This is a genomic window from Pseudomonas sp. G7(2022) (genome assembly GCF_052660475.1).
Map to the genome: position 1 here is coordinate 5991942 of NZ_CP109659.1, position 22731 is coordinate 6014672.

Annotated in this window: 21 protein-coding genes; 3 read left to right on the top strand and 18 right to left on the bottom strand. The window is 60.5% G+C overall.

Going from position 1 to position 22731, the window contains the following annotated elements; genetic code table 11:
* Positions 1-2: 2 nt before the first annotated feature.
* From NE357_RS27515 to NE357_RS27550, 8 genes are all read right to left on the bottom strand, one after another.
* A complete protein-coding gene (locus NE357_RS27515; RefSeq protein ID WP_169432362.1) occupies positions 3-893 on the bottom strand; it encodes an ABC transporter permease subunit in 891 nt (296 codons plus the stop codon).
* On the bottom strand, positions 890-1771 hold the full coding sequence (locus NE357_RS27520) for an ABC transporter permease subunit (protein ID WP_170931574.1): 882 nt from the start codon (positions 1769-1771) through the stop codon (positions 890-892). The genes NE357_RS27515 and NE357_RS27520 overlap by 4 nt, the downstream gene beginning before the upstream one ends.
* A 35-nt stretch (positions 1772-1806) precedes the next feature.
* Complete coding sequence (locus NE357_RS27525; protein WP_169432363.1) at positions 1807-2949, bottom strand: ABC transporter ATP-binding protein; 1143 nt, start codon at positions 2947-2949, stop codon at positions 1807-1809.
* 66 nt (positions 2950-3015) lie between these two features.
* A complete protein-coding gene (locus NE357_RS27530; RefSeq protein WP_169432364.1) occupies positions 3016-4113 on the bottom strand; it encodes a polyamine ABC transporter substrate-binding protein in 1098 nt (365 codons plus the stop codon).
* A gap of 187 nt (positions 4114-4300) precedes the next feature.
* Positions 4301-5410 carry a polyamine ABC transporter substrate-binding protein gene (locus NE357_RS27535; protein ID WP_169432365.1) on the bottom strand — a complete coding sequence of 370 codons (1110 nt, stop codon included), beginning with the start codon at positions 5408-5410 and terminating at the stop codon, positions 4301-4303.
* Between the two features lie 171 nt (positions 5411-5581).
* Positions 5582-6946, bottom strand: a complete 1365-nt coding sequence (locus tag NE357_RS27540) for an aspartate aminotransferase family protein (protein ID WP_169432366.1) — start codon at positions 6944-6946, stop codon at positions 5582-5584.
* Between the two features lie 56 nt (positions 6947-7002).
* Positions 7003-8361: a glutamine synthetase family protein gene (locus tag NE357_RS27545; RefSeq protein WP_169432367.1), complete on the bottom strand. Its 1359-nt coding sequence runs from the start codon at positions 8359-8361 to the stop codon at positions 7003-7005.
* 94 nt (positions 8362-8455) lie between these two features.
* Positions 8456-8815, bottom strand: coding sequence for a glutamine amidotransferase (locus NE357_RS27550; protein ID WP_169432368.1), 360 nt, complete (start codon positions 8813-8815; stop codon positions 8456-8458).
* 278 nt (positions 8816-9093) lie between these two features.
* Here NE357_RS27550 and NE357_RS27555 point away from each other — a divergent pair, with 278 nt between their 5' ends.
* The gene (locus tag NE357_RS27555) at positions 9094-10470 is read left to right on the top strand and encodes a glutamine synthetase family protein (RefSeq protein ID WP_011336449.1); all 1377 of its coding nucleotides are present in this window, start codon (positions 9094-9096) and stop codon (positions 10468-10470) included.
* A 118-nt stretch (positions 10471-10588) separates the two neighbouring features.
* Entirely contained in the window at positions 10589-11221 is a 633-nt protein-coding gene (locus tag NE357_RS27560) for a TetR/AcrR family transcriptional regulator (protein ID WP_169432369.1), read from the top strand.
* 161 nt (positions 11222-11382) lie between these two features.
* Here the strand turns inward: NE357_RS27560 and NE357_RS27565 are convergent, their stop codons facing one another.
* The 8 genes from NE357_RS27565 to NE357_RS27600 all read right to left on the bottom strand — a co-directional run bounded on the left by NE357_RS27565 (position 11383) and on the right by NE357_RS27600 (position 18697).
* Entirely contained in the window at positions 11383-11598 is a 216-nt protein-coding gene (locus NE357_RS27565) for a TOBE domain-containing protein (RefSeq protein WP_007953520.1), read from the bottom strand.
* A 27-nt stretch (positions 11599-11625) separates the two neighbouring features.
* Positions 11626-12432, bottom strand: a complete 807-nt coding sequence (gene ssuB, locus NE357_RS27570; protein ID WP_169432370.1) for an aliphatic sulfonates ABC transporter ATP-binding protein — start codon at positions 12430-12432, stop codon at positions 11626-11628.
* Positions 12429-13211, bottom strand: a complete 783-nt coding sequence (gene ssuC, locus NE357_RS27575) for an aliphatic sulfonate ABC transporter permease SsuC (protein ID WP_011336451.1) — start codon at positions 13209-13211, stop codon at positions 12429-12431. The genes ssuB and ssuC overlap by 4 nt, the downstream gene beginning before the upstream one ends.
* Positions 13212-13220: 9 nt before the next feature.
* A complete protein-coding gene (ssuD, locus tag NE357_RS27580; RefSeq protein WP_011336452.1) occupies positions 13221-14369 on the bottom strand; it encodes an FMNH2-dependent alkanesulfonate monooxygenase in 1149 nt (382 codons plus the stop codon).
* Positions 14370-14394: 25 nt separating this feature from the next.
* Complete coding sequence (locus NE357_RS27585) at positions 14395-15375, bottom strand: sulfonate ABC transporter substrate-binding protein (RefSeq protein ID WP_085689864.1); 981 nt, start codon at positions 15373-15375, stop codon at positions 14395-14397.
* Between the two features lie 89 nt (positions 15376-15464).
* Positions 15465-16058 carry an NADPH-dependent FMN reductase gene (ssuE, locus tag NE357_RS27590; protein ID WP_169432371.1) on the bottom strand — a complete coding sequence of 198 codons (594 nt, stop codon included), beginning with the start codon at positions 16056-16058 and terminating at the stop codon, positions 15465-15467.
* 339 nt (positions 16059-16397) lie between these two features.
* Positions 16398-17036 carry a peroxiredoxin gene (locus NE357_RS27595; RefSeq protein WP_169432372.1) on the bottom strand — a complete coding sequence of 213 codons (639 nt, stop codon included), beginning with the start codon at positions 17034-17036 and terminating at the stop codon, positions 16398-16400.
* Between the two features lie 308 nt (positions 17037-17344).
* On the bottom strand, positions 17345-18697 hold the full coding sequence (locus NE357_RS27600) for an OprD family porin (protein WP_169432373.1): 1353 nt from the start codon (positions 18695-18697) through the stop codon (positions 17345-17347).
* 365 nt (positions 18698-19062) lie between these two features.
* Here NE357_RS27600 and tauA point away from each other — a divergent pair, with 365 nt between their 5' ends.
* Entirely contained in the window at positions 19063-20052 is a 990-nt protein-coding gene (tauA, locus tag NE357_RS27605; RefSeq protein WP_169432716.1) for a taurine ABC transporter substrate-binding protein, read from the top strand.
* A gap of 39 nt (positions 20053-20091) precedes the next feature.
* Here tauA and argA read toward each other — a convergent pair whose 3' ends face one another.
* Entirely contained in the window at positions 20092-21390 is a 1299-nt protein-coding gene (argA, locus tag NE357_RS27610) for an amino-acid N-acetyltransferase (protein WP_007951778.1), read from the bottom strand.
* Between the two features lie 135 nt (positions 21391-21525).
* A complete protein-coding gene (argE, locus tag NE357_RS27615; protein WP_169432374.1) occupies positions 21526-22674 on the bottom strand; it encodes an acetylornithine deacetylase in 1149 nt (382 codons plus the stop codon).
* Positions 22675-22731: the final 57 nt, after the last annotated feature.

Here is a 22731-nt window from a genome sequence, read left to right on the forward strand (position 1 = left end):
ACTTAAGCCGCTTCCGGCGTCGGCGCCCGGCGCACGTCCGGTTGCTTCCACGAATCGGCAGCGCTTTCTTCGATGGCTTGCTGGATTGCCTTGCGGCGCGCTTCTTCGGCACGGCGGCTGAAGAACCAGACCATGAAGGTCACCAGCGACACCGCCAGCAGAATCAGGCTGGCCACGGCATTGATCTCGGGCTTCACGCCCAGACGCACCGCCGAGAACACTTCCATCGGCAGGGTCGTCGAACCCGGGCCGGAGACGAAACTGGCCAGCACCAGGTCGTCCAGCGACAGGGCGAACGACATCATGCCGCCCGCCGCCAGCGACGGCGCGATCATCGGGATGGTGATCAGGAAGAACACCTTCCACGGCCGCGCACCCAGATCCATCGCCGCTTCTTCGATCGACAGGTCCAGCTCACGCAGACGCGCCGACACCACCACCGCCACATACGCCGCACAGAACGTCGTGTGGGCGATCCAGATGGTGACGATGCCACGCTCCTGCGGCCAGCCGATCATCTGCGCCATCGCCACGAACAGCAGCAACAGCGACAGACCGGTAATCACCTCGGGCATTACCAGCGGCGCGGTGACCAGGCCGCCGAACAACGTGCGGCCCTTGAACCGGGTGATGCGGGTCAGGACGAACGCCGCCAGCGTACCCAGCGCCACCGCCGCGACGGCGGTGTAGCAGGCGATTTCCAGCGAACGCACCACCGAGCCCATCAGTTGGGTGTTGTCGAGCAGGCCGACGTACCACTTGATCGACCAGCCGCCCCACACCGTCACCAGTTTCGAGGCGTTGAACGAGTAGATCACCAGGATCAGCATCGGCAGGTAGATGAACAACAGGCCGAGCACCAGCATCAGGCTGGAGAAACGGAAGCGCTTCATTCTTTACCCTCCATTTCCTTGGCCTGACTGCGGTTGAACAGGATGATCGGCACAATCAGGATCGCCAGCATCACCACCGCCAGGGCGGACGCCACCGGCCAGTCACGGTTGTTGAAGAACTCTTGCCAGAGCACTTTACCGATCATCAGGGTTTCCGGACCGCCGAGCAGTTCCGGAATCACGAACTCGCCCACCACCGGGATGAACACCAGCATGCAGCCGGCGATGATGCCGTTCTTGGACAGCGGAACAGTGATTTTCCAGAAGCTGTTGAAGGTGCTCGAACCCAGGTCGGACGCGGCCTCCAGCAGGCTGGTGTCGTGCTTCACCAGGTTGGCGTACAGCGGCAGGATCATGAACGGCAGGTACGAATAGACGACGCCGATGTACACCGCCAGGTTGGTGTTGAGGATCTGCAGCGGTTCGTCGATCAAGCCCATGCTCATCAGGAAACCGTTGAGCAGGCCGTTGTTGCTGAGGATGCCCATCCACGCATAGACGCGGATCAGGATCGCGGTCCAGGTCGGCATCATGATCAGCAGCACCAGCACCGTCTGCACTTCCTTGCGGGCACTGGCGATGGCGTAGGCCATCGGGTAGCCGATCAGCAGGCACAGCAGCGTGCTGAAGAACGCCATTTTCAGCGAACCGAGGTACGCCGAGATGTACAGTTCGTCGTCGCCGAGCATCGCGTAGTTGCCCAGGTTCAGCAGCAGTTGCAGCTTCTGCTCGGCGTAGGTGTAGATCTCGGTGTACGGCGGGATGGCCACGTCCGCTTCGGCGAAGCTGATCTTCAGGACGATGAAGAACGGCAGCATGAAGAACAGGAACAGCCAGATGAACGGAACCCCGATGACCAGCTGACGGCCACCGGGAATTATTCGATTGAGCCGGCGTTTGAATTTGCGCATGTTCATGAGCGAAGTACCACGCCGCTGTCGTCTTCCCACCACACGTAGACCTGATCGCCCCAGGTCGGACGTGCGCCACGGCGTTCGGCGTTGGCCACGAAGGACTGCACCAGTTTGCCGCTCGGCAGTTCGACGTAGAACACCGAGTGCCCGCCGAGGTAAGCGATGTCGTGCACCTTGCCGCTCGACCAGTTGTATTCGCAGGTCGGCATTTCGGCGGTGACCAGCAGTTTTTCCGGACGGATCGCGTAGGTCACGGACTTGTCCTGCACCGAGGTGCTGATGCCGTGGCCGACGTAGATCTGCCGGTCGAGGTCCTTGCAGGTGATGGTCGCGTGGCCTTCGGCGTCGTCGATCACTTCGCCTTCGAAGATGTTCACGTTGCCGATGAATTCGCAGACCAGACGGCTGGTCGGGGTTTCGTAGATGTCGATCGGGCTGCCGATCTGGGCGATCCAGCCCAGATGCATGATCGCGATGCGCTCGGCCATGGTCATGGCCTCTTCCTGGTCGTGGGTCACCATCACGCAGGTCACGCCGACGCGCTCGATGATTTCCACCAGCTCCAGCTGCATCTGCGAACGCAGTTTCTTGTCCAGTGCGCCCATCGGCTCGTCGAGCAGCAGCAGCTTCGGACGCTTGGCCAGGGAACGGGCGAGTGCCACGCGCTGACGCTGGCCACCGGACAACTGGTGCGGCTTGCGCTTGGCGTACTGGCTCATCTGCACCAGTTTGAGCATCTCGGCCACACGGGCGTCGATCTCGGCTGCCGGGATCTTGTCCTGCTTGAGGCCGAACGCGATGTTCTGCGCCACGGTCATGTGCGGGAACAGGGCATACGACTGGAACATCATGTTGATCGGTCGCTCGTACGGCGGCATGTCGGTGATATCGACGCCGTCGAGGAAAATGCGCCCCTCCGTGGGCCGTTCGAACCCTGCCAGCATCCGCAGCAGAGTGGATTTGCCCGATCCCGAACCGCCGAGCAGGGCGAAGATCTCGCCCTTCTTGATTTCCAGGGACACATCGTCCACGGCAACCGTCTCGTCGAACTTCTTCGTGACCCGGTCGATTTTAACCAGCACCTGTTTCGGTGTCTGGTCGCCCTCGAGGGCTTTCTTATAGGCGCCGGAGGCAACTGCCATTTACGAAACTCCCAGAAAAAAGAGTGCAGTTCGCCCACGCAAGACGAACCCAGGATGATTTGCGCGTTATTTACCCGACTTGACCTTGGTCCAGCTACGGGTCATCAAACGCTGAATATTCGGTGGCAACTCGATGGACACATAGGTCTTGTCGAGGACGGCCTGCGGTGGATAAACCGCTTCGTCGGTGCGAATGGACTGCTCCATCAGCTTGTCCGAACCCGGGTTGGGGTTGGCGTAACCGACGTAATCACTGACCTGGGCAATCACCTCAGGTTTCAGCAAATAGTTGATGAAGGCGTGGGCCTCTTTGACGTTGGCCGAATCCTTCGGAATCGCCAGCATGTCGAACCAGAGCGCGCCGCCCTCTTTCGGGATGGCGTAGGCGATGTTGACGCCTTTCTTGGCTTCTTCGGCACGGTGCTTGGCCTGGAAGATATCGCCGGAGAACCCGATGGCCACACAGATGTCGCCGTTGGCCAGATCACCGATGTATTTCGAGGAGTGGAAGTAGGTCACGTACGGACGCACCGCCAGCAATTTGGCCGTGGCTTTCTCGTAATCCTTGGGATTGGTGCTGTTGGCGTTCAGGCCCATGTAGTTGAGCACGGTCGGCATCATTTCATCGGCCGAATCGAGGAACGCCACGCCGCAGCTGTGCAGCTTCTTGATGTTCTCGGGTTCGAACAGCACGCTCCAGGAGTCGATCTTGTCGACACCGAGCACGGCTTTCACTTTATCGACGTTGTAGCCGATGCCGTTGGTGCCCCACAGGTACGGAACGGCGTACTGGTTGCCCGGGTCGTTCTGTTCCAGGCGCTTGAGCAGCACCGGGTCGAGATTGGCGTAGTTCGTCAGTTGCACCTTGTCGAGCTTCTGGAACGCGCCCGCCTTGATCTGCTTGCCAAGGAAGTGGTTCGACGGCACGACCACATCGTAACCGGTACGCCCGGCAAGCAGTTTGCCTTCCAGGGTTTCGTTGGAATCGAACACGTCGTAGACCGGTTTGATCCCGGTTTCTTTCTGGAAATCGGCCAGGGTGGTCTCGCCGATGTAATCCGACCAGTTATAAATATGCACAGTACCGGCAGCTTGGGCACCGACAACGAACGTCAGGCCGGCAGCGGCCAGCAGGGCATTGCGCAAAGAAGAAAAAATAGGCAAGTGGAGGTCCTCTGATTGAGTTGGGCCCAAGTTGCCCCGCGCTGCATGACAGTCACGGTTGCCCGGCAACAAAACCGGCGCGCAACTTACCTTCGAAAAACCGTTCCAGCAAAACTTTCTGTCATTTAATTGCACCGCTGGCCGCCCTGGTGAAGGCGACGGCCAGCGGTTGCGGCTTCAAACCGGCTTATTTGCCGGATTTGATCTTGGTCCAGCTGCGCGTCATTTCACGCTGGGTCGCCGCCGGCAGATCGGCGATGGCATACAGCTTGGCCTGTACGTCGGCTGGCGGGTAGATGCCTGGATCACTGGTGATGTCTTTCTCTACCAGCGCTGTTGCAGCAGCGTTACCGTTCGGGAAACGTACGGCGTTGGTGATGCTGGCCATGACTTCAGGCTTCTGCAGGAAGGTCATGAACTTGTAGGCGCCTTCAACGTTTTCGGCATCCTTGGGAATGGCGACCATGTCGAAGAAGCTGCCAGCGCCTTCCTTCGGAATGGCGTAGCTGACTTTCACCTTGTCACCGGCCTCGGCGGCACGGGACTTGGCCTGCTGCACGTCACCCGAGTAGCCGACCGCTACGCAGATGTTGCCGTTGGCCAGGTCCGAGATGTACTTGGACGAGTGGAAGTAGGTGATCGAAGGACGAATCTTGAGGAACAGATCCTCGGCTTTCTTGATGTCTTCTTTCTTCTGGGAGTCGGTTGGCAGGCCCAGGTAGTGCAGCGCGACCGGGAGCATTTCGGTCGGCGAATCGAGGAAGCTCACGCCGCAGCCCTTGAGCTTGGCGATGTTTTCCGGCTTCAGCAGTACGTCCCAGGAATCGATCTTGTCGACGCCCAGCGCAGCCTTGACCTTCTCCGGGTTGTAGCCGATGCCGATCGAACCCCACATGTACGGGAAAGCGTGCTTGTTGTCCGGGTCGCTGACCGATACGGCCTTGAGCAGGTCCTGGTTGAGGTTCTTCCAGTTAGGCAGCTTGGAGCGATCCAGTTCCTGGTACACACCGGCCTTGATCTGCTTGGCCAGGAAGTTGTTGGACGGCACGACCACGTCGTAGCCGGACTTGCCCGCCAGCAGCTTGGCTTCCAGGGTTTCGTTGGAGTCGAATACGTCGTAGACCACCTTGATCCCCGACTCTTTCTCGAAGTTCGCGATGGTGTCCGGAGCGATGTAGTCAGACCAGTTGTAGACGTGCAGCACTTTGTCGTCCGCGTGAACCGCGCCCGCCATCATGCCCGCGACGGACAGGGCCAGAAGAGTCTTGCCAGCAAGCTTTTTACCTAATGCCTTCATGCGTCATGCTCCAAATTTTTCTTTTTTGAACCACTTTGTTCAGCGGCCGAACCCGGACAACTGGAACCGCGGCTAGTCTGGCAAGATACGAGGCGGTCTTTCAAGAAAAGACCAGCCTTTGCAACTGCTCCGAGCGACAGCGCAACAGCTCCATCGCTCAGAGCCTAGCACTTAGCCCTGCAATGCACTGAGGGTCAGGTCCAGGCATTTGCGTGCCTTGGTCACCAGTTCATCGATCTCCGCCTTGCTGATCACCAGCGGCGGCGCAATGATCATGGTGTCGCCCACGGCGCGCATGATCAGTCCGTTGTCGAAGCAGAACTGGCGGCAGATCATGCCCACTCCCTTGCCTTCGTAACGCTTGCGAGTGGCCTTGTCCTGCACCAGCTCGATGGCCCCCAGCAGACCGACTCCGCGCACTTCCCCCACCAACGGGTGATCGTTCAGCTCGCGCAGACGTTTCTGCAAATACGGTGCCGTTTCTTCGTGGACGCGCTCGATGATTTTCTCTTCGCGCAGAATCCGGATGTTTTCCAGACCCACCGCCGCCGCCACCGGGTGACCGGAGTAGGTGAAACCGTGGTTGAAATCGCCGCCCTCGTTGAGCACCGCCACCACTTCGTCACGCACGATCAGGCCACCCATCGGGATGTAACCGGACGTCAGGCCTTTGGCGATGGTCATCATGTGCGGCTTGAGGTCGTAGAAATCGCTGCCGAACCATTCGCCGGTACGGCCGAAACCGCAGATCACTTCATCGGCCACGAACAGGATGTCGTACTTGGCGAGGATTTCCTTGATGCGCGGCCAGTAGGTATCTGGCGGAATGATCACGCCGCCGGCGCCCTGGATCGGCTCGGCAATGAAGGCGCCGACGTTGTCCACGCCGACTTCCAGAATCTTCTCTTCCAGTTGATTGGCCGCCCAGATCCCGAATTCTTCCGGGGTCATGTCGCCGCCTTCGGCGAACCAGTACGGCTGGGCGATGTGGACGATGCCCGGAATCGGCAGGTCGCCCTGTTCGTGCATATAAGTCATGCCGCCGAGGCTCGCACCGGCCACGGTGGAACCGTGGTAGCCGTTCTTGCGGCTGATGATGACTTTCTTGTTCGGCTGGCCCTTGATCGCCCAGTAGTGGCGAACCATGCGCAGCATGGTGTCGTTGCCTTCGGAGCCGGAACCGGTGAAGAACACGTGGTTCATGCCTTCCGGCGCCACGTCGGCGATGGCCTTGGCCAGTTCCAGCGCCGGCGGGTGGGCGGTCTGGAAGAACAGGTTGTAATAAGGCAGTTCGCGCATTTGCTTGGCGGCCGCATCGGCCAGCTCATCGCGCCCATAACCGATCGCCACACACCACAGACCCGCCATGCCATCGAGGATCTTGTTGCCCTCGCTGTCCCACAGGTACACGCCCTTGGCGTTGGTGATGATCCGTGGACCCTTTTCTTTCAGCTGCTTGAAGTCGCTGAACGGGGCCAGGTGGTGATCGCTGCTGAGGGCTTGCCACTCACGGGTTTGCGGATTGTTGCTGGTCATGCCAATTCTCCTTGTTATCGGTGAAGGCGCGGCGGCGGGCCACCGCACCCGGCGTATCAGACGGCGAAGAGCAGGTACTCACGCTCCCAGGAACTGATCACGCGCTTGAAGTTTTCATGCTCGGCTCGCTTGACCGCGACGTAGCCGGTGATGAAGGTCTTGCCCAGGTATTTCTCGATGGTTGCGCTGTTTTCCATACGCTCCAGCGCGTCTTCGATGGTCAGCGGCAGGCGCAGGTTGCGGCGCTCGTAGCCACGGCCCACCACCGGCGCGCTCGGGTTGATCCCCTCGACCATGCCGATGTAGCCGCAGAGCAGGCTCGCGGCAATCGCCAGGTACGGGTTGGCGTCGGCGCCCGGCAGGCGGTTTTCCACGCGGCGGTTCTGCGGCCCGGCATCCGGTACGCGCAGACCCACGGTGCGGTTCTCTTCGCCCCACTCCACGTTCACCGGTGCCGAGGTGTCCGGCAGGAAGCGGCGGAACGAGTTGACGTTCGGCGCGAACAGCGGCAGCAGTTCCGGGATCAGTTTCTGCAGGCCACCGATGTGGTGCAGGAACAACTGGCTCATGGTGCCATCGTCATTGGAGAACACGTTCTTGCCGGTCTCGATGTCGATGATGCTCTGGTGCAGGTGCATCGCGCTGCCCGGCTCGCCGGTCATTGGCTTGGCCATGAAGGTCGCGGCGACGTTGTGCTTGAGGGCGGCCTCACGCATGGTGCGCTTGAACACCAGAATCTGGTCGGCCAGGGACAGGGCGTCGCCGTGACGGAAGTTGATTTCCATCTGCGCCGTGCCGTCCTCGTGGATCAGCGTGTCGAGGTCCAGCTCCTGCAATTCGCACCAGTCGTAGACGTCTTCGAACAGCGGGTCGAACTCGTTCGCCGCTTCGATGGAGAAGGACTGGCGACCGATTTCCGGGCGCCCGGAACGGCCGACTGGTGGCTGCAATGGATAGTCGGGGTCGTCGCTGCGCTTGGTCAGGTAGAACTCCATTTCCGGCGCCACGATCGGCTGCCAGCCCTTGTCGGCATAGAGTTTCAGGACTTTCTTGAGCACGTTGCGCGGCGACAGCTCGATCGGGTTCCCTTGCTTGTCGTAGGTGTCGTGGATCACCTGGGCAGTCGGTTCGACGGCCCAAGGCACCAGGTACACGGCGTTCTGGTCGGGGCGGCAGATCATGTCGATGTCGGCCGGGTCGAGCAGTTCGTAATAGATGTCGTCTTCGACGTAGTCGCCGGTCACGGTCTGCAACAGAACGCTCTCTGGCAGGCGCATGCCTTTTTCGGCGATGAACTTGTTGGTCGGCGAAATCTTGCCCCGGGTGATGCCGGTCAAGTCGCCGATCATGCATTCGACTTCTGTGATCTTGTGGTCTTTCAACCAATCGGTGAGCTGGTCGAGGTTGTTGCTCATAAATGCCTCTGGGCTGAGTCTCCTGACGCATGTCAGGCAAGTTTGACGCACGGGGCGTCGCGTTAAAGGGGGCTTGTTTGTGCGCAGTGCCGGCTTACGCCTGGCACCGCGCATCGACAATGAAGGAGGAGCTTACCTGCCCTTTACGCTGGCGTTGCATTTCCTGTGCACATCCCGGGTGTGCGCAATCACGGGCACGGCGACGGGCGCGGTGCAGGCCGGGAGCAGGAAAGAGATCTATATTGAAAGCAGAACCGCTGAAGAGGATGCCCTTCCCTGCGTCCAGAATATCGGACGCCGGCGCCTGATCCGCCATGGACAAAGAGATCGCTGGCAGAATGCGAGCCTGGCTGTCGGCTGCGCTGCGGACGGACGTGTCGCCACTGATGTGATAAGCATGCAGACCGCACTGCACGGAGCAGTCGGTGACGCCGATTAACGGCAGGCGAGACATGAAGCACCCCGGTATTATTGCTGTTATGGGTTTGACCCGAGCTTAGCCTTGTTCATTTTTTTACACAACACCCCCGTAAAAAATACAACACGGCCTGCTCAAGCCTGCGGGTGGCACGTCTTTCACGGATAAAAAAATGCCCCAAAGTGCCCCGTAAATGCCCTCTCGGCGCTTTTTCGGGGCAAAAAAGGCCTCGCTTGACTTCGGCAGGCCGTTCGGGTTGACTGAAACCAGAAAAGATCAATGATTGATATTTTTAACAACAAAGGTGTTGCATCATGTCGGTACCCCCGCGTGCCGTTCAGCTTAACGAAGCGAACGCGTTCCTTAAGGAACATCCTGAGGTTCTGTACGTTGACCTTCTGATTGCGGATATGAATGGTGTGGTGCGCGGCAAGCGCATCGAACGCACCAGCCTCCACAAGGTTTACGAGAAAGGCATCAACCTGCCGGCCTCTCTATTTGCTCTGGATATCAATGGTTCGACGGTGGAAAGCACCGGCCTGGGCCTGGACATCGGCGACGCCGACCGTATCTGCTATCCAATCCCCGATACCCTGTGCAACGAGCCATGGCAGAAGCGCCCGACCGCGCAACTGTTGATGACCATGCACGAACTCGAAGGCGACCCTTTCTTCGCCGATCCGCGCGAAGTGCTCCGTCAAGTTGTTGCAAAGTTTGACGAGCTTGGCCTGACCATCTGCGCCGCGTTCGAACTCGAGTTCTACCTGATCGACCAGGAAAACGTGAACGGCCGCCCTCAGCCGCCACGCTCGCCGATCTCCGGCAAACGCCCGCATTCGACTCAGGTCTACCTGATCGACGACCTCGACGAATACGTCGACTGTCTCCAGGACATTCTGGAAGGCGCCAAAGAGCAAGGCATCCCGGCAGACGCCATCGTCAAGGAAAGTGCCCCGGCGCAGTTCGAAGTGAACCTGCACCACGTCGCCGACCCGATCAAGGCGTGCGATTACGCGGTCCTGCTCAAGCGTCTGATCAAGAACATCGCTTACGACCATGAAATGGACACCACCTTCATGGCCAAGCCGTACCCGGGTCAGGCAGGCAACGGTCTGCACGTCCACATCTCGGTTCTCGACAAAGAAGGCAAAAACATTTTTGCCAGCGAGGATCCCGAGCAGAACGCCGCGCTGCGTCACGCGATCGGCGGTGTGCTCGAGACCCTGCCCGCGCAGATGGCTTTCCTCTGCCCCAACGTCAACTCCTACCGTCGTTTCGGCGCGCAGTTCTACGTGCCGAACTCGCCGAGCTGGGGTCTGGACAACCGCACCGTGGCCCTGCGCGTACCGACCGGCTCCGCCGACGCGGTCCGCCTGGAGCACCGCGTGGCCGGCGCCGATGCCAACCCGTACCTGCTGATGGCTTCGGTGCTGGCGGGCGTGCATCACGGCCTGACCAACAAGATCGAGCCACCGGCCCCCACCGAAGGCAACAGCTACGAGCAGAACGAGCAGAGCCTGCCGAACAACTTGCGCGATGCCCTGCGCGAGCTGGACGACAGCGAGGTGATGGCCAAGTACATCGATCCGAAATACATCGATATCTTCGTCGCCTGCAAAGAGAGCGAGCTGGAGGAGTTCGAACACTCCATCTCCGACCTCGAGTACAACTGGTACCTGCACACCGTTTAAGCGGACTGCAGCAAAGGAAAACGCCGTTGGCTTCTCAGCCCGCGGCGTTTTTTTATTGGCCTCTGTGGCAGACATTCAAGCTCTGCGTACAATGCCCGCTGCCCCGCAGGAGACTTTCATGACGCGTCCCGCCCCCGTCCGCAAACCCCGTGCCCGCAGTCAGGCGCGGATCGATTCGATACTCGACGCCGCGCGCACGCTGCTGGCCGCCGAGGGCGTGGCGAGCCTGTCGATCTACAGCGTGGCCGAGCGCGCGCAGATTCCGCCCTCCTCGGTCTACCATTTCTTCGCCAGTGTCCCGGCGCTGCTTGAAGGCCTGACGGCGGATGTTCACGCCGCCTTCCGCGCCTGCCTGCAAGCACCGATCGATCACGAGGCCCTGCGTGACTGGCGCGACCTGTCCCGCCTGGTCGAGCAACGGATGCTGGAGATCTACGATGAAGACGCCGCCGCCCGCCAACTCATCCTTGCGCAGCACGGCCTTACCGAAGTCACCCAGGCCGACCGCCAGCACGACCTTGAACTGGGCGACCTGATGCACAAGCTGTTCGATCATCACTTCGAACTGCCGAGGCTGCCGGATGACGTGGACGTTTTCGCGCTGGCAATGGAGCTGGGCGACCGCGTCTACGCCCGCTCGGTGCAGCAGCACGGGCAGATCACCCCGCGCATGGCCGAGGAAGGCATGCGCGTGTTCGATGCCTATCTCGGGCTGTATCTGCCGCCCTATCTGCCCAAGAGAATTCTCTAGCGTCCTGATCGGCCTCTTCGCGAGCAAGCCCGCTCCCACATTTGGAATACCATCCCCTGTAGGAGCGGGCTTGCTCGCGAAGGCCGCACCGCCGATTTCCAGTCAGACACAAAAAACCCCGAAGGGCTCACACCCTTCGGGGTTGTTTTTGTCCCACGCTCTTACAACTTGGCGATGGACACCTCGGTGGATTTCACGAAGGCGATCACTTCGCTGCCGACCTCCAGTTCCAGCTCCTTGACCGAACGGGTGGTGATCACCGACGTGACAATGCCGGAGGCGGTCTGCACGTCGATTTCCGACAGCACGTCGCCGAGAACGATCTCCTTGATCGCGCCTTTGAACTGGTTGCGTACGTTGATGGCTTTGATAGTCATGGCATTGATTCCTGTCGTTTGCTTGAGTTATTGAGCCCAACGCAGTTGCGTAGGCAAGGGTGAAACGGGTTCCGGCGCCGGCGGCTCGCCGGGCAGGGACAACACACGATTGAGCACTTCGGTTTCCAGCGCGGCCAGGCGATGGGAGCCACGCACCCGAGGGCGCGGCAGGTCCACTTGCAGGTCGAGGCCGACTTCGCCGTCCTCGATCAGAATCACCCGGTCGGCAATCGCCACCGCTTCGCTGACGTCGTGGGTCACCAGCAACACGGTGAAACCATGCTGTTGCCAGAGACGTTCGATCAGTTGCTGCATCTCGATCCGGGTCAGCGCATCCAGCGCACCCAGCGGCTCGTCGAGCAGCAACAGACGCGGTTGATGAATCAGCGCCCGGGCCAGCGCCACGCGCTGCTTCTGACCGCCGGACAGTGCCGCCGGCCATTCATGGGCGCGATCGGCGAGGCCGACTGCATCCAGCGCCTGCAAGGCTTGCGCACGCCAGTTGCCTTTAAGGCCGAGACCGACGTTGTCGATGATCTTTTTCCACGGCAGCAGTCGCGCTTCCTGGAACATCAACCGGGTGTCGTCCCGCGCATCGCTGAGCGGTGCAGCCCCGGCGAGCAAATCACCGCCGGTGGGTTGATCGAGGCCGGCGAGCAGACGCAGCAACGTACTTTTGCCGCAGCCACTGCGCCCGACCACGGCGACGAATTGCCCCGCCGGAATGTGCAGGTCGATGTCACGCAGCACCTGCCGCGAACCGAAGGTTTTTTGCAGGTTGCGCAGCGCCAGCGGAATTCCGCGCAGCAGACGTGGAGGTTGTTGAGCGGTCATGCCGCACCTCCTTTCGCCACTTGATACGCCGGATGCCAGCGCAGCCACACACGTTCAAGTCCACGGGCTGCAAGGTCGGCCAGTTTGCCGAGCACCGCGTAGAGCAGAATCGCCAGCACCACCACGTCGGTTTGCAAGAACTCGCGGGCGTTCATCGCCAGATAACCGATGCCGGAGCTGGCGGAGATGGTTTCCGCCACGATCAGCGTCAGCCACATGAAGCCCAGTGCGAAGCGCACGCCGACCAGAATCGAAGGCAACGCGCCCGGCAGAATCACCTGCCAGAACAGGCTGAAGCCGGACAGGCCATAACTGCGCGCCATCTCCACCAGCGCCGGATCGACGTTGCGGATGCCGTGGTACGTGTTGAGGTAGATCGGGAACAGCGTCCCGAGCGCCACCAGGAAAATCTTCGCCGACTCATCGATGCCGAACCACAGGATCACCAGTGGAATCAACGCCAGGTGCGGTACGTTGCGGATCATCTGCACCGAGCTGTCGAGCAGGCGTTCGCCCCACTTCGACAGGCCGGTGATGAAACCCAGCACCAGACCGATGCTGCCACCGATGGTGAAGCCCAGCGCGGCGCGCCAGCCGCTGATCGCCAGGTGCGTCCAGATTTCACCGCTGCGCACCAGACTCACGCCGGCTTCGATCACCGCCACCGGCGCCGGCAGAATCCGCGTCGACAGCCAGCCCGCCGACACCGACAACTGCCACACCGCCAGCAACAACACCGGCAACGCCCAGGGCGCGAGGCTGTGGATAAATTTCTTCATGGCGGCGCCTCAGCTCTGGGACGCGGCTTTGGGAAGAATGTCGTTGGCCACCATCTCGCCGAACGGGCTGACGTAACCGGCGCTTTTAGGCAATTCCGGACGCTCGACGTCGAGGTGCGGGAACAGCAACTCGGCGACGCGATACGACTCTTCGAGGTGTGGATAACCGGAAAAGATGAAGGTATCGATACCCAGATCCGCGTATTCCTTCACCCGCGCCGCCACGGTCGGGCCGTCGCCGACCAGCGCCGTGCCGGCACCGCCGCGCACCAGACCGACGCCGGCCCACAGGTTCGGGCTGACTTCGAGATTGTCGCGGCTGCCACCGTGCAGCGCGGCCATGCGCTGCTGGCCGACCGAATCGAACCGCGCCAGCGAAGCCTGGGCGCGCTTGATGGTGTCGTCGTCCAGATGCGAGATCAGGCGATCCGCCGCCTGCCAGGCTTCAGCGTTGGTTTCCCGCACGATCACGTGCAGACGGATGCCGAAGCGCACGGTGCGCCCAAGCTTGGCCGCTTTGGCGCGAACCTGTTCGATCTTCTCGGCTACGGCTGCGGGCGGCTCGCCCCAGGTCAGGACCATTTCCACTTGTTCGGCGGCCAGATCCTGCGCCGCTTCCGACGAACCACCGAAGTACAGCGGTGGACGCGGTTGCTGGATCGGCGGATAGAGCAATTTGGCGCCCTTCACGCTGATGTGCTCGCCGTCGTAATCCACGGTTTCGCCTTCCAGCACGCGGCGCCAGATCCGGGTGAATTCCACCGAGGCCTGATAGCGCGCTTCGTGATCGAGGAACAGACCGTCGCCGGCCAACTCTTCCGGATCGCCACCGGTCACCAGGTTGAACAGCGCACGACCGCCGGACAGTCGATCCAGCGTCGCGGCCTGACGCGCCGCCACCGTCGGGGAAATGATCCCGGGGCGCAGGGCGACAAGGAATTTCAGACGCTGGGTCACCGGGATCAACGATGCCGCCACCAGCCACGAATCCTCGCAGGAGCGGCCGGTGGGAATCAGTACGCCGCCAAAACCCAGTCGATCCGCCGCTTGCGCGACCTGTTGCAGATAGCCGTGGTCGACGGCGCGGGCGCCTTCGGCGGTGCCAAGGTAATGGCCGTCGCCGTGGGTTGGCAGGAACCAGAAGATGTTGAGGCTCATGGAGTGGTCTCCTTGGGGATTCGATTTACTGGGCTTGGGTGACCGAGCTTTGGGCCACAGCGGCCGGCGGGGTCCAGATCACGTCCTTGATGCTCAACGGCTTGGGAATCAGCTTGAGCTGGTAGAAGGTGTCGGCGATTTTCTGTTGTGCGGCGACCACTTCCGGGGTCAGGAACAGCGCGCCGTAGCCCTGGCGTTTCACCGAGGTCAGGGTGATGTCTGCCGGCAGGCCGAGCAGCGGCGACACCTGTTGAGTCACGTCTTGCGGGTTGGCCTTGGACCACTCGCCCACGGCGCGCACTTCTTCCACGAGGGTCTTGATTACCTCGGGATTTTTCTGTGCGTAGGGTTTGGTCGCCAGGTAGAACTGGTGGTTGTCGACGATGCCTTTGCCGTCACGCAGGGTGTGCGCTTGCAGTTGCTTCTCGGCGGCGGCCTGGTACGGATCCCAGATGACCCAGGCGTCGACGCTGCCACGTTCGAACGCGGCGCGGGCATCGGCCGGCGGCAGGAATACGGTTTGAATGTCGGTGTACTTGAGGCCGGCGTCTTCCAGCGCGCGCACCAGCAGGTAGTGGACGTTGGAGCCTTTGTTCAGGGCGACTTTCTTGCCCTTGAGATCCGCCACCGATTTGATCGGCGAATCTTTCGGCACGAGGATCGCTTCGCTGTTCGGCGCTGGCGGCTCATAGGCCACGTAGAGCAGATCGGCACCGGCAGCCTGGGCGAAGACTGGCGGAGTTTCGCCGGTGACGCCGAAGTCGATCGAGCCGACGTTCAGGCCTTCCAGCAGTTGCGGGCCGCCGGGGAATTCAGTCCATTGCACGTCGACGCCTTGGGCGGCGAGGCGTTTCTCGAGCGTGCCTTTGGCTTTGAGCAGCACCAGCGTGCCGTATTTCTGATAACCGATTCTTAGCGTCTCGGCCTGAGCTTGAGTGATGGCGCCGAAGGACACAGCCGCAGCAAACAGAGCGACCAGACCACGACGCAAAAATACAGTGCGCATAGCGCTCTCCTTTTTGCTGTTGGGTTTTGGCTGCACCTGCTTGGCCGTTGGCGGCTGAGTAAGGTGAGTACTTCAAGTTTCGGTATGGCTCAAATGCTCCAGCGAGCACTCAACAAACGTTCGTTCAACAGCCCCGGATCCAGCGGCTTCGGCCGGCGGGCCATGGCGCTGACAAACTGGTCCAGCGCTTCATGCAACCGCTGCTCCAGAGCCGGCGCCAACTGCGCCTGGGCACTGCCTTCGCCATAGGCGATCTGGCTGTCCTCGGCAAAAATCCCTTGCAGCATTTCCTGGGCCTTCAACGCCGACAGCACAGGCTTGAGGGCGTAATCGACCACCAGCATGTGGGCGATACTGCCGCCGGTGGCCATCGGCAGGACAATCTTGTGGTTCAGCGCGCGCTCGGGCAGCAGATCCAGCAAGGTCTTCAGGGCGCCGGAGAACGACGCCTTGTAGACCGGTGTGGCGATCAGCAGGCCATCGGCGTTTTCAATCTGTTGCAGCAGGTCGAGCACCTTCGGGCTGTCGAAGCGGGCGTGGAGCAGGTCTTCGGCCGGGAAGTCCCGTACCTGATAACTCACCACTTCCACCCCTTGCTGCTGCAACCAGCGTTGCGAGCGCTCCAGCAACACCCCGGAGCGAGAACGTTGACTGGGACTGCCACCGAGTGAGACGACCAGCATTCAGACGATTCCTTGCACGTTACAGGCGATTCGCGGGTTGCGATCTCGCTTCGATGTGAGTGACCTTACCAGCTGATTCATATATCCATAAATCATATTTATTCATTTGGTTATGCTATTTAGAGATATTGGATTGAGGTTTTTCCAGACGAAAAAAAAGGCCGTCGAAACGGCCTGAAATTCCCTGCATCGTGGTTCTGAACTCTGTGTCGCTCAAGCCGACGCCTTCGTCGGAACGCCGCCCGGAACAAGCCCGCTCCCACAGGGGAACGCATTCCAGAATGTGGGAGCGGGCTTGCTCGCGAAAGCGGTGGTGACTACACCGCTAAATTTATTGATTCACTTGTTCGGCTGTGGGGTGAGGCGCAGGTACGGTTTCACCGCGCGATAGCCCTTCGGAAAGCGTTGCTTGATTTCGTCTTCGTCCTTGAGCGACGGCACGATCACCACCTCTTCACCGTCCTGCCAGTTGGCCGGGGTGGCCACCTTGTAGTTGTCGGTGAGCTGCAGCGAATCGATCACCCGCAGGATCTCGTGGAAGTTGCGCCCGGTGCTCGCCGGGTAGGTGATGGTCAGGCGGATCTTCTTGTTCGGATCGATCACGAACAGCGAGCGCACGGTCAGGGTGTCGCTGGCGTTCGGGTGGATCAGGTCATAGAGATCCGAGACCTTGCGATCGGCATCGGCCAGGATCGGAAAGTTGACGATGGTGTTCTGGGTTTCGTTGATGTCCTCGATCCACTTGTGGTGCGAGTCCACCGGGTCGACCGACAGTGCGATGGCCTTCACGCCACGCTTGGTGAATTCGTCCTTGAGCTTGGCAGTGAAGCCCAGCTCGGTGGTGCAGACCGGGGTGAAGTCTGCCGGGTGGGAAAACAACACGCCCCAGCTATCGCCCAGCCATTCGTGGAAACGAATCTTGCCGGCGCTGGAATCCTGTTCGAAATCGGGGGCGATATCGCCAAGTCTGAGGCTCATGGTGCTGCTCCTGATGAGTGGTGGGAGACCTCAACTGTAGCTCGGGATTTCATCTTCTGAAAAAGAATATATAACTAGATATTTATATCCTTTAAGAATATTAAACTTCTGTTCACTGGACGCTTGCCGGGAACGCGTCGAACATCGGCCCCGAGGTTCGAGAAGGCCTTGAGTTGCTGCAAAGAGGGAAATGTCGGGAAAGGTCTACGGGGGTGGGCCGGACCCGAAAACGCAAAAGCCCCGTCCGGCGCGATGCCGGACGGGGCTTTTTTACTTCGGGCTTTTTACATCAGTGCAGGAGCGCGCTATTACAGCAGCGGGATCGAGTAGCTGACGATCAGGCGGTTTTCGTCCTGGTCACGCTGACCAGGAATGTCGTTGCGCCAGGTAGCGTTTTTCCACATGAAACCCAGGTTCTTGGCTGGGCCTTCCGGAATCACGTAACCGATGGTCAGGTCGCGTTCCCACTCGGAGTTGCCATTGCCGTTCTCACGACGGTTGGAACCCACGGTGTCGATGTCGCTGCCACGCAGGTAGACCATACCGGCAGTCAGGCCTGGCAGGCCGACTTTGGCGAAGTCATACGAGTAGCGAGCTTGCCAGGTTTTCTCGCCGGCACGACCGAACTTCTGGATCTGCATGTCGGTGATGGTGTAGTTCGACGAACCGTCGCCCTGGTTCAGCCAAGGGAAGTCGGAGCTGCCGTTGGAAACCTGATAGCCGCCACCGAAGGTGTGACCTTCAACGGTGTACAGGAACAGGCCGCTGTACAGGTTGTTGTCGATCGGGCCTTTGCCGCTGACGTTGCCGACATAGTTACCGTTGCCAAAGTAGGCCGCGGTGTTGTGGTTGGCGCCATCGTCGCTGCTGTGGAAGTAACGGAAGTCAGACTTCAGCACGCCCGGGCCGATTGCCCAGTTGTGAACCAGACCCAGGAAGTGTTGCTTGTAGAAGTCTTCCAGGTTGCCGTAGTAGTACTGGGCAGTCAGGTCCTTGGTGATCTTGTAGTCACCACCGGCGTAGTAGAACTTGTTGCTGTTGGCTACGCGAGCGTTCGCACCGCCAATGGACAGGTTCTCGTTGTTGCTGGAGTTACGACCTTTCACAGCTTCGATTTGACCTGCGACCAGGGACAGGTCCTTGATCTCGCCGGAAGTGATCTGACCGCCCTGCCAGGTTTGTGGCAGCAGACGACCGTCGTTGGTCACGATAACCGGGTTCTTCGGCTGCAGCGTACCCAGCTTCAGTTCGGTCTGGGAGATCTTGGCCTTGGCGGTCAGGCCCAGGCTCGAGAAGTTATCAACAGCTTCGCCGTTGGACTTGCTCGGGAACACAGTGCCACCGTAGGACGTCGAGGTTGCACCGTTGGTGCCACCGCCCGAATCCAGACGCACGCCCAGCAGGCCGATGGCGTCGATACCGAAGCCTACGGTGCCTTGGGTGTAACCGGAGATGAAACGCAGATCGAAGCCTTGGCCCCACTCTTCGTTCTTGCTCTGCACGCCAGAGGCAGTTTTGGCAGCGCTGTCGCGGTTGTCGGTGTTGATGTAGAAGTTACGCAGCCCCAATGTGGCCTTGCTGTCTTCGATGAAACCGGCTGCGCCTGCCTGCTGCGCAATAACCCCTACGGCCACGGCCAGGGCCAAGGTGGACTTGTTCATGTATCGCTCCTCTCGTTTCTAATTCTTGTGTTCCTGGTCCGGAGTCTGACGCCCCTGGATCCTAAGATGCGCGATTAGCACCAGACCGTGACTGACAAGTCAATCGTAACCTTGTGTGTCTACGACCAAGGTCTAATCGCAGTTATTTGGTCCCTGCAGGGTAAAGACTTCCAGATAAACCCAAAAAGAATTTATTCATCCTTTTTCATAACATTCAGGAATATGACGAAATAGTGGCCAACTGTGCCGGGATACAGTGTATCGGCGACTAAGCTCATTCCTAAATGGTATTTATTGGCCTTTTTTTAGATCGTTTAGCTTTGGCGAAACCCCGATTCGTCAAACCCTATCGAAAAGGCGACGCCATCATGGCCAAACGGGCACTATCCAGTCAATTTGTTACAGTTTGTGTGTCAGCTCTGATTTCTTTTTCTGTCCATGCTTCCAGTCTCACTGTCGGCTATCAGACCGGCATCGATCCAAGCAAAGTCCCCCAGGCCGACGGCGTTTACGAGCAGACCATAGGCGAAAAAATCGACTGGCGCCGTTTCAATAGCGGCCCGGAAGTAGTGACAGCCATCGCTTCCGGCGATGTGCAGATCGGCAACCTCGGCTCCAGTCCGCTGGCAGCCGCCGCCTCACGCAATCTGCCGATCGTTGCCTTCATCGTCTCGGCGCAGATCAATACCGCCGAAGCGTTGGTGGTGCGCAACGGCAGTGGTATCAACAAGCCCGAAGACCTGATCGGCAAGACCATCGCCACCCCGTTCGTCTCCACCTCCCACTACAGCCTGCTCGGCGCACTCAAGCACTGGGGCCTGGACACCTCGAAAGTCAAAGTGGTGAACCTGCAACCCGCAGAAATCGCGGCTGCGTGGAAGCGCGGCGACATTGATGGCGCCTTCGTCTGGTCGCCGGCGCTGGGCGAAATCCGCAAGACCGGCAAGACCCTGACCGATGCCGCCCAGGTCGGCCAGTGGGGCGCACCGACCTTCGAAGTCTGGGTGGCACGCAAGGACTTTGCCGAGAAACATCCTGAGGTCGTGGCCAGGTTCGCCAAGGTGACCCTGGACTCGTTCGCCGACTATGCCGCCCATAAAGACAGCTGGACCGCCGACTCGGTACCGGTGCAGAAAATCGCCAAACTGACCGGTGCCAACGCCGCGGATGTCCCGGAACTGCTCGCGGGTTCGGCATTCCCGGACGCCAAGGCACAACAGACTGCGGCGCTGCTGGATGGCGGCACGGCGAAGGCGATTGGTGAGACGGCGAAATTTTTGAAGGAACAGGGCAAGGTCGAAAGCGTTTTGCCTGACTACTCGCCTTATGTCAGTGCGAAGTTTGTCGCGGAGTAAAGGATTTGCCCCCACCTGCCGCGTGGGGGCAATCGCTCATCACAGAGACTTTTCGAAAATCTTCGAATTGCGCTGATAGTTGTACAGAGAAGCCCGAGCCGCCGGCAGGCGCTCGACGCTGCTCGGCTCGAAACCGCGCTCGCGGAACCAGTGGGCAGTGCGGGTGGTGAGGACGAACAGAGTCTTCAAACCCTGCGCCCGGGCACGGGTCTCGATGCGCTCGAGCAATTCGTCGCCACGACCGCCATGGCGGTATTCAGGATTCACCGCCAGGCACGCCAGCTCGCCGGCATCCGAATCGGCAATCTGATACAGCGCCGCACAGGCGATGATCATCCCTTCACGCTCGACCACACTGAACTGCTCGATCTCACGCTCCAGCACTTCGCGGGAACGACGCACCAGAATGCCCTGCTCTTCCAGCGGACTGATCAGGTCAAGCAAACCGCCGACGTCTTCAATCGCCGCCTCGCGCACCAGTTCGAATTGCTCCTGGGCCACCAGCGTACCGCCACCGTCGCGGGTGAACAGTTCGGTCAGCAGCGCGCCGTCCTCGGCATAACTGACGATATGGCTGCGCGCCACACCGCCACGGCAGGCTTCGGCGGCGGCATCCAGCAATTCCGCCTGATAGTTGCTGCCCAGACGCTGCAAATGCGCCGGCACCTGTTGCGGACGCAGCTCGCGCACCAGTTTGCCGTTTTCGTCGATCAGACCGAGGTCGGCGCCGAACAGCAGCAGTTTGTCGGCGCCCAGATCGATGGCGGCGCGAGTGGCGACGTCTTCGCAGGCGAGGTTGAAGATTTCACCGGTCGGCGAGTAACCCAGCGGCGAGAGCAGCACGATGGAGCGCTCGTCGAGCAGACGGTTGATACCCTTGCGGTCGACCCGGCGCACTTCGCCGGTGTGGTGATAGTCGACGCCTTCCAGTACGCCGATCGGCCGTGCGGTCACCAGGTTGCCACTGGCTACCCGCAGGCGCGAGCCCTGCATCGGCGACGAAGCCATGTCCATCGACAGCCGCGCTTCGATGGCGATGCGCAACTGGCCGACCGCGTCGATCACGCACTCAAGGGTTGCGGCATCGGTGATGCGCATGCCGTGGTGGTAATGCGGGGTCAGGCCACGGGCGGCGAGGCGGGTTTCGATCTGCGGACGGGAGCCATGGACCAGCACCAGTCGCACGCCGAGACTGTGCAGCAGCACGATGTCATGGACGATGTTGCCGAAGTTCGGATGCTCCACGCCGTCGCCGGGCAGCATGACGACGAAGGTGCAGTCGCGGTGGGCATTGATATAAGGAGACGCGTGGCGAAGCCAATTGACGTATTCGGGCATGAACCTGGGCCTGTAATAAATAGCAGCCGGAAAAGGGGCGAAACGGAAAACGCACAGCGGGCTGATGGTTATCGTCGGAACAGGCTTGGCGACACGCGCGCTCTCCTCATGAATACGGGTTGGCAGGACGGCAATTTATACAGCTTTGAGACAGTAATGTTCGATCAACTGCCGCAATAGATGCACGGTAGGCTGCAAACGTGACATTTCAAGGTACTCGTCCGGCTGATGCGCACAGGCAATATCACCAGGGCCGAGCACAATGGTTTCACAGCCAAGGCGCTGAAGATAAGGCGCTTCGGTGCCGAACGCTACCGCTTCGGCCGCGTGGCCGGTGAGTTTTTCGGCAATTCGCACCAGCTCCGCGTCTTCTGCCTGCTCGAACGGCGGCACTTCGGGGAACAGCGGCGCGTAATCGATCTTCACCTGATGCCGTTCAGCGACCGGGTTGAGCTTGCGCAGGATCTCGGCCCGCAGCACTTTCGGGTCCATTCCCGGCAACGGCCGCAGATCGAACTCCAGCGAACACTGGCCACAGATGCGGTTGGGGTTGTCGCCACCATGGATGCAGCCGAAGTTCATGGTCGGCTGCGGCACGCTGAACTGCGGATTGTTGAATTCGCGCTGCCACAGCAGGCGCAGGCCGCGCAGTTCACCCATGGCATCGTGCATCGCCTCGAGAGCGCTGTGCCCCAGACGCGGATCCGACGAATGGCCGCTCTGCCCGAGGATATCGATGCGCTCCATCATGATGCCCTTGTGCATGCGGATCGGCTTGAGGCCGGTCGGCTCGCCGATCACCGCCGCGCGCCCGATTGGACGCCCGGCCTCGGCCAGCGCCCGGGCGCCGGACATCGAGCTTTCTTCATCGCAGGTGGCGAGAATCAGCAGCGGTTGCCTGAACGGCTGGTCGAGCAGCGGCTGCACAGCCTCGATGATCAGGGCGAAAAAACCCTTCATGTCGCAACTGCCGAGGCCGACCCAGCGGCCGTCGACTTCGGTGAGTTTCAGCGGATCGGTTTTCCACAGCGCATCGTCGTACGGCACCGTGTCACTGTGCCCGGCCAGCACCAGCCCGCCGGGACCGCTGCCGAAACTGGCGAGCAGGTTGAACTTGCCGGGGCTGACCTGCTGGATGTCGCAACTGAAGCCCAGATCTCCCAGCCATCCGGCGAGCAGATCGATCACCGCCCGGTTGGATTGATCCAGGTTCGGCTGGGTGCAACTGACCGACGGCGCGGCGATCAGTGCAGCGAACTGGTCTTGCATGGATGGCAAAGGCATCGCTGACTCCAACTCCCGGATTGAAGTCCATCATAGAACCATCCGGCGCCGAGAATA